Annotated in this window: 20 protein-coding genes; 19 read left to right on the top strand and 1 reads right to left on the bottom strand. The window is 52.2% G+C overall.

The window, feature by feature from the left end:
- The first annotated feature begins 8 nt into the window (after positions 1-8).
- From ispG to H5U02_01625, 6 genes are all read left to right on the top strand, one after another.
- Positions 9-1,085 carry a flavodoxin-dependent (E)-4-hydroxy-3-methylbut-2-enyl-diphosphate synthase gene (gene ispG / locus H5U02_01600; GenBank protein ID MBC7341145.1) on the top strand — a complete coding sequence of 359 codons (1,077 nt, stop codon included), beginning with the start codon at positions 9-11 and terminating at the stop codon, positions 1,083-1,085.
- Positions 1,072-2,799 carry a proline--tRNA ligase gene (locus H5U02_01605; GenBank protein MBC7341146.1) on the top strand — a complete coding sequence of 576 codons (1,728 nt, stop codon included), beginning with the start codon at positions 1,072-1,074 and terminating at the stop codon, positions 2,797-2,799. Before ispG ends, H5U02_01605 begins: the two co-directional genes overlap by 14 nt.
- A gap of 89 nt (positions 2,800-2,888) precedes the next feature.
- On the top strand, positions 2,889-3,575 hold the full coding sequence (locus H5U02_01610; GenBank protein MBC7341147.1) for a polysaccharide deacetylase family protein: 687 nt from the start codon (positions 2,889-2,891) through the stop codon (positions 3,573-3,575).
- Between the two features lie 51 nt (positions 3,576-3,626).
- On the top strand, positions 3,627-4,649 hold the full coding sequence (locus H5U02_01615; GenBank protein MBC7341148.1) for a D-alanyl-D-alanine carboxypeptidase: 1,023 nt from the start codon (positions 3,627-3,629) through the stop codon (positions 4,647-4,649).
- 23 nt (positions 4,650-4,672) lie between these two features.
- Positions 4,673-5,944 carry an insulinase family protein gene (locus H5U02_01620; GenBank protein MBC7341149.1) on the top strand — a complete coding sequence of 424 codons (1,272 nt, stop codon included), beginning with the start codon at positions 4,673-4,675 and terminating at the stop codon, positions 5,942-5,944.
- A gap of 100 nt (positions 5,945-6,044) precedes the next feature.
- Positions 6,045-7,316, top strand: coding sequence for a DUF2088 domain-containing protein (locus H5U02_01625; protein MBC7341150.1), 1,272 nt, complete (start codon positions 6,045-6,047; stop codon positions 7,314-7,316).
- Between the two features lie 312 nt (positions 7,317-7,628).
- Here H5U02_01625 and H5U02_01630 read toward each other — a convergent pair whose 3' ends face one another.
- Complete coding sequence (locus tag H5U02_01630) at positions 7,629-8,420, bottom strand: IclR family transcriptional regulator (protein ID MBC7341151.1); 792 nt, start codon at positions 8,418-8,420, stop codon at positions 7,629-7,631.
- 387 nt (positions 8,421-8,807) lie between these two features.
- On the opposite strand from H5U02_01630, the gene H5U02_01635 reads away from it, so the two are divergent.
- The 13 genes from H5U02_01635 to H5U02_01695 form a co-directional block, all read left to right on the top strand.
- Positions 8,808-9,386, top strand: coding sequence for a pyruvate ferredoxin oxidoreductase subunit gamma (locus H5U02_01635; GenBank protein ID MBC7341152.1), 579 nt, complete (start codon positions 8,808-8,810; stop codon positions 9,384-9,386).
- The gene (locus H5U02_01640; protein ID MBC7341153.1) at positions 9,313-9,636 is read left to right on the top strand and encodes a 4Fe-4S binding protein; all 324 of its coding nucleotides are present in this window, start codon (positions 9,313-9,315) and stop codon (positions 9,634-9,636) included. The genes H5U02_01635 and H5U02_01640 overlap by 74 nt, the downstream gene beginning before the upstream one ends.
- Positions 9,637-9,667: 31 nt before the next feature.
- On the top strand, positions 9,668-10,834 hold the full coding sequence (gene porA, locus H5U02_01645; protein MBC7341154.1) for a pyruvate ferredoxin oxidoreductase: 1,167 nt from the start codon (positions 9,668-9,670) through the stop codon (positions 10,832-10,834).
- A gap of 13 nt (positions 10,835-10,847) precedes the next feature.
- Positions 10,848-11,744 carry a hypothetical protein gene (locus tag H5U02_01650; GenBank protein ID MBC7341155.1) on the top strand — a complete coding sequence of 299 codons (897 nt, stop codon included), beginning with the start codon at positions 10,848-10,850 and terminating at the stop codon, positions 11,742-11,744.
- Positions 11,719-12,342, top strand: a complete 624-nt coding sequence (locus H5U02_01655; protein ID MBC7341156.1) for a hypothetical protein — start codon at positions 11,719-11,721, stop codon at positions 12,340-12,342. Before H5U02_01650 ends, H5U02_01655 begins: the two co-directional genes overlap by 26 nt.
- A 566-nt stretch (positions 12,343-12,908) precedes the next feature.
- Positions 12,909-13,160, top strand: coding sequence for an AbrB/MazE/SpoVT family DNA-binding domain-containing protein (locus tag H5U02_01660; protein MBC7341157.1), 252 nt, complete (start codon positions 12,909-12,911; stop codon positions 13,158-13,160).
- On the top strand, positions 13,157-13,579 hold the full coding sequence (locus H5U02_01665) for a type II toxin-antitoxin system VapC family toxin (protein ID MBC7341158.1): 423 nt from the start codon (positions 13,157-13,159) through the stop codon (positions 13,577-13,579). The genes H5U02_01660 and H5U02_01665 overlap by 4 nt, the downstream gene beginning before the upstream one ends.
- Positions 13,580-13,894: 315 nt before the next feature.
- On the top strand, positions 13,895-14,449 hold the full coding sequence (locus H5U02_01670) for a DUF2703 domain-containing protein (GenBank protein MBC7341159.1): 555 nt from the start codon (positions 13,895-13,897) through the stop codon (positions 14,447-14,449).
- An 87-nt stretch (positions 14,450-14,536) separates the two neighbouring features.
- Positions 14,537-14,854, top strand: a complete 318-nt coding sequence (locus H5U02_01675; GenBank protein ID MBC7341160.1) for a PadR family transcriptional regulator — start codon at positions 14,537-14,539, stop codon at positions 14,852-14,854.
- Positions 14,855-14,914: 60 nt separating this feature from the next.
- Positions 14,915-15,811, top strand: coding sequence for a permease (locus tag H5U02_01680; GenBank protein MBC7341161.1), 897 nt, complete (start codon positions 14,915-14,917; stop codon positions 15,809-15,811).
- Between the two features lie 13 nt (positions 15,812-15,824).
- Positions 15,825-16,190 carry a hypothetical protein gene (locus H5U02_01685; GenBank protein ID MBC7341162.1) on the top strand — a complete coding sequence of 122 codons (366 nt, stop codon included), beginning with the start codon at positions 15,825-15,827 and terminating at the stop codon, positions 16,188-16,190.
- A 427-nt stretch (positions 16,191-16,617) separates the two neighbouring features.
- A complete protein-coding gene (locus H5U02_01690; protein MBC7341163.1) occupies positions 16,618-16,977 on the top strand; it encodes a winged helix-turn-helix transcriptional regulator in 360 nt (119 codons plus the stop codon).
- A 75-nt stretch (positions 16,978-17,052) separates the two neighbouring features.
- Positions 17,053-17,817 (top strand): permease (locus tag H5U02_01695; protein MBC7341164.1); only part of this gene is annotated, 765 nt, incomplete at its 3' end.

Below are 17,817 nucleotides of genomic sequence, written 5' to 3' on the forward strand. Positions count from 1 at the left end.
AGAACCAGTTGCGGAGAAGATCTATTCCCATCAGACTTGGAAACAAAGTGATTGGCGGGAATGCCCCTGTCTTGGTGCAATCAATGACCAATACCAGAACCGATGACGTAGCTACCACCATTAATCAGATTCACGAACTGGAGAAGGTAGGGTGTGAAGCGGTTCGGGTAGCGGTGCCTAATCTCGAGGCTGCCCATGCGTTACCGAGTATTAAGTCGGCTATCGGAATTCCCTTGATTGCCGATGTTCATTTTCGGGTCGAATTGGCTTTGGCTGCCATCGAGGCTGGAGTTGACGGTCTGCGAATTAATCCCGGTAATATTGGCTCTATTGAGCGGGTCAGGACCATTGTGGAGGCAGCCAAGAAGACCAATACTGTTATTCGCATTGGCGTTAATGCTGGGTCCTTAGAGAAGGACCTACTAGAAAAATACGGACAGCCGTGCGCTGAGGCCATGGTGGAAAGTGCTATAAGGTATGTCCGCCTATTTGAACGATGGAATTTCAAGAACCTCAAAATATCGCTTAAGGCTTCTGATGTGCATACCACAGTAACTAGTTATCGGCTTCTGGCGGAAAAGGTCCCGTATCCTTTGCACTTGGGCATTACCGAAGCTGGAACTCTTCTCTATGGAGCGGTCAAATCGGCCATCGGACTGGGTATTCTACTGGCCGAGGGTATAGGTGATACTATTCGCGTCTCCCTGGCCGGGGATCCAGTCCCAGAGGTTCGGGTTGCCTATATGATCTTAAGAGCTTTAAACCTTCGCCATCGAGGCATCGAGATTATTGCCTGTCCTACCTGCGGGCGTTGCCATATGGATGTTGCTCAGATTGCTGCTAAGTTGGAAGAACAACTAGCCGAAGTCTCTTGCCCCCTGACTGTAGCCGTAATGGGTTGCGAAGTCAATGGCCCCGGAGAGGCTCGCCAAGCCGATATCGGAGTCGCGGGAGGAAAGGAAATTGCAGTTATTTTCCAGAAAGGAAAGATCGTGGGGCGGGTACGAAAAGACCAAGTCATAACTGCTATGACAGAGAAGGTCAAGCAGCTCTGCAAGGAGGAAAGTAGGTTTGAAAGCAAGTGAACTAATGGCACCAACCTTGCGGGAGGTATCAGCAGATGCTGAAACTATCAGTCAGCAGCTTCTATTACGGGGCGGTTTTGTCCGCCGAGTCATGTCTGGAGTTTATACTTACCTCCCCTTGGGGTGGCGAGTAGTGCGGAAGATTGAGGCTATCGTTCGCCGAGAAATGGATCGGGCCGGGGCACAAGAAATTATGCTTCCCATTCTACAGCCAGCTGAGGTCTGGCGGGAAACCGGCAGGTGGGATGTGTATGGCGAGGAGATGTTTCGTCTAAAGGATCGCCGCAATCGGGATCTGTGCCTAGGGCCTACCCATGAGGAATTGATAACTGATTTGGCTCGGCGGGAGATAAAATCGTATCGGCAATTGCCGGTGATGCTCTACCAAGTGCAGAACAAGTACCGCGACGAATTGCGTCCTCGGGCGGGGCTAATAAGAGGCCGAGAATTTATTATGAAAGATCTATATTCCTTTGACCGGGATACCGCGGGGTTAGAAGTAAGCTACCGTAAAATGCTTGAGGCTTACCAGAGGGTATTTACCAGCTGCGGTTTGACTTTCCGCGTGGTGGAGGCCGATCCCGGGGCAATTGGGGGACACCGGTCACACGAGGTAGTGGCCCTAGTTGATTCCGGCGAAGCTGAGGTTGCATACTGTGATCGTTGTAGTTATGCTGCCAACTTGGAGACTGCTACCTCGGGGTCCACTCCTAAATCTTGGCCTGGGGTTAACCAAGGCGGAAAACCAAAGTTGGTTTCTACCCCTGGCGTCAAGTCCATAGAGGAAGTGTCTGATTTTTTGGGGGTGCCTTCCTGGCAAACCGTCAAGACCTTACTTTTTATAGCTGACGGGGAGCCGGTGGCCGCATTGGTTCGAGGTGACCGGCATGTCAGCGAATTCAAACTCCGGAGAGTCCTTGGCGCTGCTACCTTGGCTATGGCATCGGACCAAGAGACGGAAAGGTTGGTGAGGACCAAGCCTGGTTATCTGGGACCAGTTGGGCTCAATGGGATCAAAGTTATTGCGGATGCAGAGGTTCCGGCTCTCAGAAGTGTGGTAGTTGGAGCCAACCAGGAAGGATTCCACTTGGTCAATGTTGACCCAGGAGAGGATTTTATCTGGGATGAGGTCGCTGATATTCGCATAGTTCAGGCCGGCGATCCCTGCCCGCAGTGCGGTGGCCCCTTGGCTACGGTACGGGGCATTGAGGTTGGACACCTGTTCCAGCTGGGAACTAAATATACGAGCGCCTTAGGAGCCGTGTACACTGATGAAGCTGGTCGGGAGCAGCTTTTGGTGATGGGTTCTTACGGGATAGGGATCGGTAGGACTATGGCCGCTGTGGTGGAGCAACATCATGATGCTAACGGGATTATTTGGCCAGTGAATCTGGCACCTTTCCAAGTGGTAATTGTTACTACCAACCAACGCGCTCAGGCCCAAGTTGAGATTGCCAAGGAGCTTTATTTCCGTTTGAGTAAATTGGGCTGGGAGGTAGTTTGGGACGACCGGGATGAGCGGGCTGGAATTAAATTTGCTGATGCCGACCTCATTGGTTATCCAATTCGGGTGACAGTGGGGAAAAAAGTGGAGCAGGGGCAGGTTGATATTAAGTTAAGGAGCGAGAAGTCCGATACGTCCTGGTCGTGGGAAAGTGCTGTTGGGTATATAGATGGACTGTTACAGGATTCCCTTAAAGCCCTGAGTAGTTAAGCGGTACTATCTGGATACATATTGGGCTGGGCAATTTGGGACAGTAAAAGGCGGTGAGGTAGTCAGGAGATCTCAAAAGGGGTTACTTTATGAACGGAGCCCAAAGATTGCTTTTTGTCTCAGTGTTAGTGTGCTGGTTGGTTGTTGGTTGGGCGTGGGCGAGCGGTGACTTGGTGTGGGCAACAACCAACCCTATCTTCCAAGGTAAGGCCAATCATAAGTCCATAGCTCTTACCTTCAATGTGGATTGGGGACAGGAGTATTTACCGCAAATCTTGGATGTGCTAAAGGAACAAAGGGTTCGGGCGACTTTCTTCATCACCGGCCGATGGGGTGAACAGTTTCCTGAGCTAGTCAGGCGCACCGCTAGCGAGGGGCATCAAATTGGCAACCATGGCTACTTGCACCTTCATGTTAATCAAGCTACAGAGGCCCAAATTGTCTCTGACTTACGGCGTAGCCAGGCCGTGCTGGAGTCGATAGTGGGCAGGATCAGCCCCTTCTACGCCCCGCCTTACGGTGAATGTGAGCCTCATGTCGTTAAGGCGGCAGAGAGTATTGGGTACCGAACCGTCCTATGGACCATTGATACTGTGGACTGGAGGGAAGGAGCCAAGGCCAGTGAAATCATAAGCAAAGTAACCTCCCGGGCTCAGAATGGCGCCATAGTCTTGGCTCACCCGACTGCAGTCATGGCCGAGACCTTACCAGGCTTGATTGCAAAACTTAAAACCAGCGGTTACGACCTAGTAACTTTGTCCGAGATCGTAAGCTAGTTGTTTCAACCACTTTAAGATTGCGCTCAGGTGATTATTCTGTTTAGATGGATGGCCTTCCTAATATTGTTATCCCTTTTTTCAGTTTGGAGCACCCCTGCTTACGCAGGGACCGTTGACGGCCTTAACTTAAGTTCCGACTCCTATCTATTGATGGAGGCCGGGTCAGGGCAGGTTCTTCTCGGGCATAATGTCTTCAGCCCTCGCCACCCGGCTAGTACCACCAAGATTGTAACTGCCATTCTGATATGTGATTATGAAGAATGTCTACCTGAGATAGCTTTAGTTAACCGGGCAGCGGCTTTCTGTGCCGGATCAAGTATGGGGTTGAATCCTAACGAAAGAATAACTGTTCAGTCTTTGTTGTTTGGAGCCATGCTGCCTTCAGGTAACGATGCTGCTACTGCTTTGGCCTACCATATGGCCGGTGGCGAAGAATGGTTTGCCTGGATGATGAACCGCAAAGCTAGGTTGCTGGGAGCTGCTGATGCCTACTTCTGTAACCCTCATGGGCTCACTTGCTCGCGCCACCTGGCTTCGGCGTACGATTTGGCCACGATTACGCGGTACGCTCTTCAAAACCCGCATTTCCGCAATGCCGTAACGCGTAAGAGCAAAGTAGTTGCTTCTGTAGATGGAAGTCGAATTCACTACCTAGTCAACACCAATCGGCTACTATGGGAATGGCCGGATATAAGTGGAGTCAAGACGGGAACTACAGCTACGGCTGGAAAATGTCTGGTAGCATCGGCTGCTCGCTATCCTCGCGAGCTGATTGCGGTTGTCCTTAGGAGCGCTGACCGGTTCAACGATGCTCGAGAGCTCTTGCAATTAGGATTTGCTCAGTTTGATAGTATAAGCATCGGTACGGATACTCTGATTCAAGACTCTATCGGTGTGACTCAGGACAGAGCACTGGCAGCATTGAGGCCATTTTACTGGGCCTTTCCCATTTCCGAAGCCAAGGCGATAGAGAGAAGATTTCACTATCGACAGCGAAGGCTGGAGATCTTCTTCCGAGGGCGAATGCTGGATACGATTCCATTAGCCCCCAATCGGTTGAGGGTCAAATAAGGGCTAGCATAAGGAGGTAAGGTATGCATAACCGAGTAGTCCTTGACAACGGAATTAGAATCTTGTGCGAAGAGATCAAATCAGTACAGTCAGTTGCCATTGGCATATGGGTAGCTGCTGGCTCGCGATATGAGAAAGAAGAGGAGCAAGGAATATCTCATTTCCTTGAGCATATGTTCTTCAAAGGTACCCACAAACGTTCAGCTTTTGATATTGCCCAGAGTTTGGAATCAGTCGGAGGGCAACTCAATGCGTTTACGACTAAAGAATATACTTGTTACTACGCCCGGGTACTTAAGGAGCACTATCCACTAGCGGTGGACGTGCTCTTCGATATGCTCTTAAATTCCAAGTTCGATCCCGAAGACATTAGTAAGGAACAAAAAGTGATTCTTGAAGAGATCAACATGTACGAGGATTCTCCTGACGAGACTGTTCACGATCTTTTCGCCCAAGCCATATGGGATGGTCACCCGCTGGGGCGGCCAGTTCTGGGTTCCAAGGATTCAGTATCGCATATAAGCAGGGAGGACCTGCTGGCTTACATCGAAAGGTGCTACCAACCCTCGAGATTGATAATTTCTGTAGCTGGCGACACCACACCCGAAGAAACGTTGTCGCTTCTAGTACCCAGAGTAGAAGCTCTGGCTCCTCGCCTTCACGACTCCCATTCTGAGAGGCCCCAATCTCAAGGCCAGGTCAAAATAGTAAAAAAACCGACCGAACAAGTACAGATATGCTTAGGGGTTCCCGCCTTTTCTTTAAATGATGAGCGAATCTATGCCTTACAGGTCCTTAACAATGTTCTTGGCGGAGGAATTAGTTCTCGCCTATTCCAAGCTATCCGTGAAAACCGGGGTCTTGCCTACACGGTTTACTCTTATCATTCTGGGTATAGCGATTCTGGACTATTGGCCGTTTATGCTGGCACTAGCCCCCAAAGCGCTGTGGATGTGATTACTATGGCCCTAGACCAGATTAAAGACATCAAAGTCGACAGCATTAGCGATTCGGAACTCAAGCGAGCTAAGGACCAGATTCGGGGCAGTCTAATCCTTGGGCAGGAAAGTGTTACCAATCACATGAGCAGGCTGGGCCGAACCGAGTTGACTCATGGGCGGGTCATAACTGTCGAGGAGGTTATAGACCGGATACACTCAGTAAGTCTCGAGGATGTGGCCCAAGTAGCCCAGGAAGTTTTTGTTCCCGATCTTCTTTCGTTGGCTTGTATAGGCCCCATTAAGGATGAAGATGCAGGGCAAATGCAAGCTTTAGTCAAGGACGCCCCAATCTAAATCTTCTATGACTATGATAATTAGGATAAAAGGTGCCCTAGCAACCTTGACGAATACTTACATTGGTAACCGCAATTAAAACAGAATGGAGTGAACCGCCATGAGCAATGTACTTTACGACCTACTTTCTAACGTACCTATTCCTCCAGTTATCAAGATTAGGCAGCATTTTCCTGCTCAGCGTATAACCGATGTCCCTCAGGCGGTTAGAGAACAGCTGCAGCGCCCTGAGGTGCTATCAACGCTCAAACCGGGGCAACGAATCGCAGTTACCGTAGGCAGCCGAGGCATAGCCAAGTTGCCCGAGATTGTGGGGACGGTGGTGCAGTTTTTGAAGGATCAGGGTACCTCCCCCTTCATTATTCCCTGTATGGGCAGCCACGGTGGAGCCACCGCCCAAGGGCAAAGAGAGGTACTTGCCGGTCTGGGCATAACCGAAGATACTATGGGCGTGCCTATTCGGGCTAGCATGGAAACGGTAGAAATTGGCGTGACTACTAAGGGAATACCGGTCTACGTTGATAAGTTCGCCCATGAAGCAGATGGGATAGTGGTAATAAACCGGGTTAAGCCGCATACAGCTTTCCGCGGCCGTTATGAGAGCGGTCTCATGAAGATGCTTACCATTGGTCTAGGAAAACAACACGGGGCAGAAATCTGTCATGCAGCGGGTTTTAAATATATGCACGAAAATATGCCGGCTGCGGCAATGGTTATACTGGCCAAGGAACCAATTCTGTTTGGAGTGGCTACAGTAGAAAACGCTTACGATGAACCAATGTTGATTCGAGCCCTGACCAAAGAAGAGATTCCTGATCAAGAACCAGGGCTTTTAGAATTGGCCCGCGAAAATATGCCCCGCCTTCCTTTTGAACATATGGATGTCCTCATAGTCGACGAGATAGGAAAAAATATCAGCGGGGATGGTATGGATCCAAACGTAACCGGACGTTATGCTTCTCCCTACGCGTCAGGGGGGCCGGAAGTTGAAAAGATTGTGGTTTTGGATATAACCGATGAATCCCACGGGAACGGCAATGGTCTGGGCATGGCCGACTTTACTACCCAGCGGGCGTATAGGAAGTTTGATTTTCTTATGACTTATCCCAATGCTATTACTTCCACTCTAGCTAATACTGTTCGGGTTCCTATGGTTCTGGACAGCGACAGGCTGGCTATTCAGGCCGCTATCAAGACCTGTAACCGCTTAAACCATAGCCAAGTGGAGATGGTGAGAATCAAGAACACGTTGAAAGTATCAGAGATGCTGATTTCACCACCGCTTGTGGAGCCGGTTAAACAGTTACCCGACGTAGAAATTGTCTCCGGACCACAGCTGCTCGAGTTTGATGCCCAAAGCAATCTGTTGTAAGGGTTGCGGCTGCAAAACAGTTTACCTTTGCGCATGCACAGGTTTTGAGGCATTGCTTTTTCCTAAAGCATGCTTACGACCAAGCTGACGTACTCGTGGGGTTGGGAATATTGCGGCCATTGTAGAGGGTCATACCTTATGTCTGGGCCAATCTGCTTTTTAGCAGCTGCTTGTCCCAAGACGAAGGAAGAGAGGTGAGCAGACGGAAGGCCACGAGCCTCTCGGCCCAGCCGAAAGAGTCTTCATTATTCTAGCTACCAAGCGAACTTCTTCAGCGACATTCTGAAGGAGGAGAAGTGTCAAACCTGTTTACTATTGGCTACTCTGAACAAGTTGCGGGCTTGTGCGCTTCAGGCGGTTAGAAATATCGGTTGCCGTCTGCAGAAGATCATCTACCATCGCGGGGAGATTCTCATTCCGAAGCCTGGCTTTAGGAATAGTCATACTTATTGCGGCTACGCTTTCGCCTTGCGCATTCTGTATTGGGGCACCGATGCAGAACAGCCCCTCCTGAAATTCCTCGTCATCTATGGCATAGCCATTCTGCCTTACTTTCTCCAGTTCTGCCTTAATCTCCTTGATGGATGTTTTGGTCTTTCGCGTGCATGCCGGTAGCCTCTTCGAAATAATTCTCTCTGCCACCTCAGGCTGCATGTAGGCTAACAAGGCTTTTCCCAGTGAGGTGCAGTGGGGTGGAAATCTGGTTCCAACATCAAAATGGGGGCGCAAGATATGGCTGGAATCAATTTTGGTGATGTAAATAATGCTTTGACCCTGAAGATAAGCCAGGTTCACAGTTTCATTGTACTTCTTGACGAGCTTCTCCATATAGTACTTGGCTTCTTCTACCCAATGGAAGCTTTCCAGCATGGCCTTGCCGACACGGTACAGTCCAAAGCCGAGTCTATACTTATTGGTTCTTGGATTCTGTACCAAGTAGTCCTTTAATTCTAGGGTGTTCACTATCCTTTGCACTGTGCTTGGAGGAATACCAGTTCTTGCGCTCAGCTCATGAATTCCCAGTTCTGTGTTACTGGTGAGGAATTGCTCCAGGACCAAGAGCGTCTTTAGCGTGGATTTTATGTGCAGGCGGCCGTCGTCCATTGAGCACGCTCCCTTCTCAAGAGTTGCTCGTTCTACATCGCGGTATGCCCACCGGTGAGAATAGTATACCACTCCTGCGCGGAGATCCAGAGAAAGTTTCTGGGTTTTTAGCAGGAATTCCGCTGAGGGTGGCGAACATCAACACATAAATGGAACATATGATACCGCATCGCGGAATACACTGAATGGGGACGTGATTTTAAAGAAGGGGCGAGAGTCTGGGTAAATATGTCTTCAATGAAAGGGGTTATTGAGCCGGCAAATAGCCAGGAAGAAGCAGGCGGAGAGCCTGGTTAGAAAGGGAGTCCTGTGTAGAAGTTAGCCAGGTGCATTGCCAAAGATATTGCCGCGCTGACAAGACAAGACCACGGACGGAGGTGTATCTGATTGATTGAGATCAGGATCCACGGCAGAGGCGGTCAAGGCTCGGTAGTGACAGCGGAAATGCTGGCCATAGCTGCGTTCAAGGCTGGCAGATACAGCCAAGCTTTTCCATATCTGGGAGGTGGCGGAGAGCGAAGGGGAGCACCGGTCCAGGCCTTTTGCAGGATAGACGATAAGCCCATTCAACTAAAGTGCCAGATTAAAACGCCCGATTACCTGATAGTCCAGGATGTCAGCCTGTTTGAGGTGGTGGACATATTTGAGGGTTTAAAGGCGGGGGGCACGGTTTTAATTAACAGCACCAAAAGTGCCGAGGAGCTGGGCATTGCCACCAAGCAATTCAAGATATATCATTTTCCAGCCACCCAGGTAGCCCTGGAAACCCTGAAGCGGCCGGTAATGAATACGGCTATGTTGGGCGCTTTTGCTGCCCTCACCGGTCTTGCCGATCCGGACTCTTTGCGCTATGCAATCCGGCGGAAATTCCCTGACGAGATTGGCTCACGCAATGTTCTTGCGATGGAAAAAGCTTTCGAGCTTGCCCGGCAGAGTTTCGAGGGGGGTGTGGCTGGTGTCGCTTAATATCGGGGGCATCACCGAGGCAGGGCTGTCGAAAGGAAACAGGACCGGGGACTGGCGCTACTTCCTGCCGGTTGTCGACAGTAATAAATGCAATGGGTGCGGGACCTGTGAATTGTTTTGTCCGGACAGCAGCATTGAGATAAAGGAGAAAACGTGCGTAATTAACGTCCTTTACTGCAAGGGCTGCGGGATATGCGCTAGAGAATGCCCTCGATCCGCCATAACCATGCAGGCCGAAAGGGGTGCTTGAGTTGAACGATAAGGTGGAGAGCCGAGAAATCATGCAAGGCTCTGTTGCCATTGCCGAGACTGTACGTGCTGCTAAACCAGGAGTAATTGCCGCCTATCCCATCACTCCGCAAACCCACATTGTGGAGCACCTGGCGCGTTTGGTGGCCGCCGGCAGGTTGAAGAGCCAGTACATCACCGTCGATTCCGAGTTCTCGGCGGCATCGGTGCTCTGGGGTGCGGCCGCTGCCGGGGTGAGAAGCTACACCGCTTCCGCTTCCCAGGGGCTGCTCTTGATGACCGAGGTGATTTTCAACATGGCCGGGACCAGGCTTCCGGCGGTGTTCACCGCGGTTAATCGCTCCATCTCTCCCCCCATTAACATTCAGGTTGACCACCAGGATGCGATGACCGTGCGCGACTCCGGGATAATCCAGCTGTACGTAGAAAGCATTCAGGAGGCGGTGGACACTCACATTCAGGCCTTCAAAATTGCCGAAGACCGCGAGGTCTTGCTTCCAGCCATGGTTTGCATGGATGGTTGGATCTTAAGCCACGCTTACGAGCCGGTTACCCTCTGGAAAGAGGAAGCGGTGCAGGAATTCCTACCTCCCTTTGATCCGGTCTTCAAGGCCGATCCCCAAAATCCGGTGACCTTCGGAGCTCTGACCGACCCTGATAAAATCACGGAGTTCAAGTTCATGGTGCACGATGCCCTGATCAGGAGCAAGGAGAAGATCAGGAGGGTGGCCAGGGAATTCCAGGAGACGTTCGGCAATTACTACGGCGACCTCATCGAGGAAACCTACACTGAGGATGCCGATGTTATCCTGGTGGCCATGGGGTCCGTGGTCGGTACCATCAAGGTGGCCCTGGAGAGGATGCGCCAGGAAGGAAAGAAAGTGGGCCTGGTCAAGGTGAGGTCCTTTAGGCCTTTCCCGGACCAGGAATTAAGATCGGCTCTCTCCAAGGCCAAGCTGGTTTTAGTGCTAGATCGGAGCTTCTCCTGCAGTTCCGGGGGTATCCTGGGCGGGGAGATAAAATCCTGTCTATATGGCCAGGCTGGTCCTTTGGTGATGGACTACGCCATCGGCATCGGCGGGCGGGAAATCTTTCCGGAAACCGTAATCGATTTGGTTAACCAGAGCGAACTCTTGGCTGAAAAGGGCCAGATCCCTTCGAGCACGGTTTTCTACGGCCTCAACCAGGCGCTGTTATAGGAGGTTGGTCGATATGGAAGCACAAGCCCAAGCAAATTACTTGGCTCCTGGCCACAACGCCTGCCCGGGCTGCGGGGTGGCTATCGGGACAAGGCTTATTCTTAGGGCGGCCGGAAGAGATACCATTGTAGTCAGCCCCACCGGCTGTCTGGAAACGTTTACTTCCACCTACGGCCTTTCGGCCTGGGAGCTGCCCTGGGTCCATCCCCTTTTTGAAAATGCGCCCGCGGTGGCCAGCGGCATTGAGGCGGCACTGAAATACAAGGGCAATGACCACACCCACGTGGTAGTCATCGGCGGCGATGGGGCCACCTTTGACATCGGCTTCGGCTCCCTTTCCGGGATGCTGGAAAGGGAACACGATATCCTCTACGTCTGTTACGACAACGAAGCCTACATGAATACCGGCATCCAAAGGAGTGCGGCCACGCCCTACGGAGCGGTCACCAATACCACCCCCCTGGGCGAGCTGTCGCGCGGCGAGGCCCACTGGAAAAAGGACATGGTGGAGATAGTTCGCTCCCATAATATCCCTTATGTGGCCAGCGCTACCATTGGCTATCCTCATGATCTGATGAAAAAGGTAAAAAAGGGGATGCTGGTTAAGGGACCGGCCTACATTCATGTGATTACTCCTTGTAACCTGGGATGGGGGATTGACCCCGAGGAGACTGTGGCCTTAAGCCGCATGATTGTAAACACCGGCCTCTTCCCGCTGGTGGAGTACGAAAACGGCCGGCTCACCAGCGTGAGGAAGCTCAAGCAGGTGCTTCCGGTGGAAGAATACTTGAAGAAGCAGAAAAGGTTTGCCCACTTGTTTGAGGACGAGAATGCGGAAATGATCAAGGCCATCCAGACCTTCGCCGAGGCCAATATCCAAAAGTATGGTCTGGCCGGTGAGGAGCTATAGGAGGATAATGGTGCCATGGCCCCACCGCCAGAACTACGGCGGCTGTAAAGGGGGCCTAGCCGACATCATCATCGGTGCCACCTATGCCCTGGCCGAGGCCAACGGGGTGGCCAAGGCCTCCCACATCCGGGACAAGCTGGCGGAGATGATCCACCTTACCGAGACCATGTACCAGGGTTCCATCGCCTGCTCCGCCGAAGGCCATAAGCTCTCCTGCGGATCCTACTTCGTGGATCCGCTTCTGGCCAACGTCACCAAGCAGAACGTCACCCGTCACGTTTATGAGATTGCCCGCCTCTCCCACGACCTGGCCGGGGGCCTGATTGCCACCCTGCCCTCGGAGAAGGACTTTGAGCACCCCGAAATCGGCCCCTACCTGAAGAAGTACTTCCGGGGCAAGGCCGACTTTAGTACCGAGTACCGGGTCCGGATTGCCCGGCTCTTAGAGAACATGACCGGGGGCACCGCCCTGGTGGAGAGCATGCACGGGGCCGGCTCCCCCCAGGCCCAGAAAATTATGATGCTTCGCCAGGGAAACCTGGAGCAGAAGAAGCGCTGGGCCTTGGAGCTGGCCGGACTCCGGGCTGACCAGGGTTAGATGGCGGCAACGGGAGACCAGATAGCCGACAAAGGGCTGGGTGCGCATGTGAGTGCTTGTGAAACCTAATCGTTCTTAGAGACGGAGAATCTAGGTAGTGGGGCGGTTGCCGTCGGCCATTGCCGCATCCCAGGTCTTTCGCTCTTCAAGCTCCTCCTGCCAGGCTTGGGGATTGTTTCTTACTTCCGCGAAAGCCCGGTTGGCCTCCTCCAGGAAGAGCTTGCACCGGTTTCCTCCAGTGCCTTGTCAACAATCTCCTGCATCGTTTCTCCGCGCCGTTCGGAGAGGTCTTTCGGGGTGCGCCATGCCGCTTTGCTCACCCCAACTATGGTCAACTTGTCACCTGACTGCAAATCTTACATTTTAAGCTTACGCAAGAACAAGCCTGTTTGCAGCCTTGGCTTCCTTTCTTTCCTGCAAGAGGCCTGCTTAAGAGGCTGGCGAAGAATGCGGTTGCGAGCCCGGACGGACTTCAGCCGTGGCGATGGGGCCGCTCCTGCCTCTTGTAGCACACGGCTACAGGGAATATATTATCACCAGGTAAAACAAAACAAGGAGGTAAAACCATGTTGCGGGTTACGATTTCAGAAAAGGGTCAAATCGTTATCCCGGTCGCCCTCCGGAAGCGCTACGGGCTGTCTCCTGGCGACAAATTGGCTGTGGAAGATAAGAACTGCGAGATTGTGCTCCGCCCCCTGCCGCGTCATCCGTTGCTTAACCTGAGGGGCAAATACAAAGCAGCCGGAAACGACTCCTTAACTGCCGAATTGCTTTGCCAGCGGCAGGCAGAAAGAGCCCTGGAGAAGGAGAGGTCATGAGTCAGCCAAGTTACGTCCTTGATACCTATGCGCTCTTGGCTCTGGTCGAAGATGAACCTGGCGCCGAAACTGTAGCCGGCATCCTGGCCGAGCCTCAAAATATAGGGAAAGTCCTGATAAGCATGATGAACCTGGGCGAAGCCTACTATATTCTCCTACGGCGGAGGGGCAGGGCCGCTGCCGATGAGCTTGTCGAAGAAGCGTTTGCCGACGAAGCTCTGACTGTAGTTGACCTCCCCTGGGAACGCGTGAGGAGGGCGGCGGAGATCAAGTCAGAAGGCGGCTTGTCCTATGCGGATTCGTTTGTCCTGGCGCTGGCGGCCGAGGTGCGGGGACCGATCGTGACCGGCGACCTGGAAATTAGAACTGTGGCTTCCCGGATGGGAATCGCTGTAATCTGGATTGGTCCTGGCGATTGAGGGTTTAGCGAATTCGCCTCCCCGGTCGTAGAGCCCAGGATCCGCGGTGGCGGGATGGTCCCATATGCCAGTGATTCAGGTCGCCGGAAACGGACGTTGACGGTGACAGCAAAGAAACGCCTAGAGTATCACCATCTGCACGAGCAGAGAATGGCGCCAGGGCAGGTGACTGCTTGACAGTTCGAAAACGTTGGATTACTATCAACAATATAAGCCTAGATGGTCTAGGTATTGGTATTATCACTGGCAGCTAGCGCTTGATGTGCGGGAAACTAAACGTCGTGAGAAGATAAAAAGCTGAGGAGGCTATTTAAAATGGCCAGGAGAAAACTGGAAATCGAATTGCTTTATCTGGATCTAGACGTCTGTCAAAGGTGCCAGGGAACGGACAGGAACATGGAAGAAGCCATAGCTGAGGTTTCCCAGATCCTCGAGGCCACAGGTACAGAGATAGAAGTAAAGAAAACTCACGTTGAGACCGAGGAACAGGCCCGGCAACTGGGTTTTATCAGTTCCCCCACCATCCGCATTAACGGTCGAGATATCCAGCTTGATGTCAAGGAAACCCGGTGCGAATCATGCGGCGATCTTTGCGGGGAAGAGGTTGATTGCCGCATTTGGACTTACCAAGGAAAGGAATACACCGTCCCTCCTAAAGCCATGATTATCGAGGCTATACTCCGGGAGGTTTATGGAAGCCCACAAGAAATGCAAGAGCCAAAAGAGCCAGCGCATGATATACCGGAGAATCTCAAGCGATTCTTTGCCGCTAAGCAGAAGAAGCAAGCGCAGGCCGACCGGGCAGTATACTCGGCCACCAGTTGTTGCCTGAGTAAAGACTTTTGCTCGCCCGGCGGATGTTGTGGTTAGCTCTAAAAGCAAGCTGTTTGCCTAAGGGAGTAGTGAATGCCAGATATGGACTTAACTAATCGCGAGTATTGGAACGGACTGATCAAGATGAGCCTCTCCAAGTTTTTTATCCTTCGAGTCCTTTATGCCCAGCCCATGCACGGCTATGAGATAGCGCGTACGGTGGCTGAGGTGACCCGGGGTTGCTGCACTCCCACGGAAGGAACCATTTACCCGGTGCTGCGGGAATTCGAGGAAGGAGGCTATGTCACCGCTAGCTCAGAAGTAGTAAACGGCCGGGAACGCAAGATTTATGCCCTCACCCCTTTGGGCCGAAAGGCCTTTGAGGTGGCCATGGAGGCCTGGCAGGAGGTTACCACCTATATCCTAGAAGCGGTAGAGGCGCGCCAAGGGGCAGAAATCTAAATTTTTTGCTCCTATACATTGCCCATCTATGTATTAAAGAAATGGAGAGGAGCTTGAACCATGGGCATTAACTCACTACAGCAGAGCTTACATTTTTTTGTCACAATAATGGCTGAACTGGCAGCCCTATTCATTGGCATCAGTTTTCTGGTGGAGCTGCTTCGCCAGTTCATTCCAGAGGCCACCGTCCGCCGAGCACTCAGCAGCCGCGGGGGTCAGGGAAACCTTCTTGGGGCGGCTTTTGGTGCCCTTACGCCCTTTTGCTCCTGCTCTACCATTCCCATTATGGTAGGTTTGTTGAATGCTGGAGCTCCCTTTGGGGCCACCATATCTTTTCTGGTCGCTTCACCCTTACTTAACCCTGTCATCCTGGGCCTCTTTTGGGCTATGTTGGGGTGGCGGGTAACGGTCACCTACGCGCTGCTCTGCTTTGCCTTGGCAGTGGCCAGCGGGGCCATATGGGAAAAGCTGGGCTTGGCAGCTTATGTGAAGCGTGTGAGGGTGTTGGGCGGACAGAACCTACAGGAGCAAAGCCACCACCTGGGTGTTCGTCTTATCCGTGCTCTGTCAGGCTCCTGGCAACAGTTTCTTGGCGTCCTGCCCTACTTGCTGGTTGGGGTGGCAATAGGAGCAGTAGTTTATGGCTTTGTCCCCGCCAACTGGATCGCCGGGGTAGCGGGACCGCAAAATCCCCTGGCCATCCCGGTGGCAGCGGCCATCGGTGTTCCCCTGTATATCAGGGTGGAAACCATGATTCCCATCAGCATGGTGCTTCTCGAGAAAGGTATGAGCCTAGGAGCCATCATGGCCCTTATTATCGGAGGAGCCGGGGCCAGCATTCCTGAGGTTAGTCTCTTGGCCAGCATCTTCAAACCACGGTTGGTAGCGGCCTTTGTGTTAACCATTCTGGCGGTAGCTACGCTGGCCGGATATACCTTTAACATTGTCTTTGCTTAAGGAGGGGTTCCTTATGGCGGAAAAGAAAGGATTACTGTCCAGGATCTTTAGCAAGCAGGGAAGCGACTGCTGTAATGTGCGGATTGAGGAGATTCCCGAGGAGGAAAACCAGAAGCAGGGTGAGGGGAAGAATCTCGGTGGCAGTTGCTGCTGCGGGGGACCGGTGCCCAACGCCGAGATCGTAAATATCGATGGTCTTGAAACAGGCATTGTGGGGCTGAACGAGGCTATCGCCGAGGTCAAGAGGCTTAAGCTTACTGATCAGGAGCAAATCAAGGATGAGCTTCTTGCCCGGGTGCGGCAGAGAAACTACATTAGTCCGGGCCGAGAAGAAGCTTACCGGGAAGCCATCTGGCAGGAATACCGCGAGCGCGCATAATGCCGGTTGGCGCAGCCGGTGTATTGGCCCTGGCTACCTTTCTATGAGATTCGGGGCCTCAATTCTCACTTCCTTGTCAGTGCCTAAAAAGGCAAACTGAAAGTCAGGGGCTGCTTCCCGAACTCTCCTTTTGGGACAGCCTCTATTGCGTGGCGGGCCCTAGCCAGAACAGGACTCTGAGCCTATTTGCCCCAGAGACAACTATTCACATACTCAATATTCATGGTCATGTCTGATTGGGGAAGTGCTGGAAGTTTGAATCGCATCCGGTCTTAACTGCCAATGCCTGTAACTAGCGAAAGCATGTCTTCCAGGACTAACCCAAAAACATTAGGTTGACACTCAGGAGCGTTTGAGCCATAATAAAATTATCATATAGCAATATAAGAACATAAAAAGATAGTCGCAACTCAAGGAGAGCGAAAGCGTGGAGCGATTAATAGAATATCTCAAGGTTCTAGCTGATCCCACACGCATGAAAATAATCAAATTCCTTCTAGAGCGCGATATGTACGTCTGTGAGCTGGTATCAGCCATGGACATTGCTCAACCAACTGTATCCCAGCATCTTAGAAGGTTAAGAGCGATCGGCCTGGCGCAGGAAAAAAAGGAAGGCCAGCGCGTTCGTTACCGGTTGGCCAAGGATGTGTTGGATAAATACAAAAAGGAATTAGATTTGTTCCTGGCCGCTCCCATTAAAGACATCTCCCAGATGCAAGAAGAATGGGAGCGCTACGAAGCTCTTGTAGCCAGCGGAAAAGCGCTAAGTTCTTGTCCCCCTCCTTAGGAGTTGTAAAACTTCACATGATGGAAGATACGCATAACCTTTTGCCTTTGAACCTTAATTGAAGGAGATGTTCCTGTGAGCAAGCAGACCAAGTTACTGCTAATTGTAGCCGCATTCCTGGCAGCCTACTTTCTGCCCTTCCAGCACCCCAGGATGCAGAGCGCTATACTAGAAGCTTTTTATATGCTGCAGGAATATGCTAGGGAGCATGTGCTGTTCTGTCTAGTACCCGCCCTTTTTATAGCCGGGGCCATGAGCAACTTCCTTTCCTCCCAGGCGGTCATTAAGTACCTGGGGCCGGATAGCCCCAAGGTGACGGCCTATGGAGTAGGTGCCGTTTCGGGAGCTATACTGGCTGTTTGCTCCTGCACTGTACTGCCCTTATTTATGGGCATATACAAGCGGGGAGCGGGCCTGGGACCAGCCATAGCCTTTCTTTACTCCGGGCCGGCCATTAATGTTTTGGCCATTATCCTTTCAGCCCGAGTCCTGGGTTGGCAGATCGGCCTGGCCAGGGCCCTGGGAGCGGTCCTGTTTTCGGTAGTCATCGGCCTTATTATGGCCCTGCTCTTCAGAGGAGAAGAGCGGGAGAGGACCAAAGGACTGCTCGTGCCTGAAGGAGAGGGGGGACGCCAGCGGACTTTGGGCCAGACCACGCTATACTTCCTGGTCCTGGTCTTGATACTCGTCTTTGCCGCCTGGGGCAGGCCCCAAGAAGATGCAGGCTTCTGGTACGCTGTCTACAGCGTAAAGTGGTATTTGGTAATTGGCCTGCTCATAGCCCTGGCCTTAATTCTAAAGGCTTGGTTTAAGCGCGAGGAGTTGTCTGCCTGGATGGAT

It is taken from the genome of Clostridia bacterium, assembly GCA_014360065.1.
Classification (GTDB): Bacteria; Bacillota; DSM-521; order Neomoorellales; family JACIYF01; genus JACIYF01.

Coding starts and splice junctions, on each gene's coding strand:
- H5U02_01610 (MBC7341147.1), top strand. CDS start 2,889: ATGAACGGAGCCCAAAGATTGCTTTTTGTCTCAGTGTTAGTGTGCTGG.
- H5U02_01615 (MBC7341148.1), top strand. CDS start 3,627: ATGGCCTTCCTAATATTGTTATCCCTTTTTTCAGTTTGGAGCACCCCT.
- H5U02_01620 (MBC7341149.1), top strand. CDS start 4,673: ATGCATAACCGAGTAGTCCTTGACAACGGAATTAGAATCTTGTGCGAA.
- H5U02_01625 (MBC7341150.1), top strand. CDS start 6,045: ATGAGCAATGTACTTTACGACCTACTTTCTAACGTACCTATTCCTCCA.
- H5U02_01630 (MBC7341151.1), bottom strand. CDS start 8,420: ATGGACGACGGCCGCCTGCACATAAAATCCACGCTAAAGACGCTCTTG.
- H5U02_01640 (MBC7341153.1), top strand. CDS start 9,313: ATGTTCTTGCGATGGAAAAAGCTTTCGAGCTTGCCCGGCAGAGTTTCG.
- porA (MBC7341154.1), top strand. CDS start 9,668: ATGCAAGGCTCTGTTGCCATTGCCGAGACTGTACGTGCTGCTAAACCA.
- H5U02_01650 (MBC7341155.1), top strand. CDS start 10,848: ATGGAAGCACAAGCCCAAGCAAATTACTTGGCTCCTGGCCACAACGCC.
- H5U02_01655 (MBC7341156.1), top strand. CDS start 11,719: ATGGTCTGGCCGGTGAGGAGCTATAGGAGGATAATGGTGCCATGGCCC.
- H5U02_01660 (MBC7341157.1), top strand. CDS start 12,909: ATGTTGCGGGTTACGATTTCAGAAAAGGGTCAAATCGTTATCCCGGTC.
- H5U02_01665 (MBC7341158.1), top strand. CDS start 13,157: ATGAGTCAGCCAAGTTACGTCCTTGATACCTATGCGCTCTTGGCTCTG.
- H5U02_01670 (MBC7341159.1), top strand. CDS start 13,895: ATGGCCAGGAGAAAACTGGAAATCGAATTGCTTTATCTGGATCTAGAC.
- H5U02_01675 (MBC7341160.1), top strand. CDS start 14,537: ATGAGCCTCTCCAAGTTTTTTATCCTTCGAGTCCTTTATGCCCAGCCC.
- H5U02_01680 (MBC7341161.1), top strand. CDS start 14,915: ATGGGCATTAACTCACTACAGCAGAGCTTACATTTTTTTGTCACAATA.
- H5U02_01685 (MBC7341162.1), top strand. CDS start 15,825: ATGGCGGAAAAGAAAGGATTACTGTCCAGGATCTTTAGCAAGCAGGGA.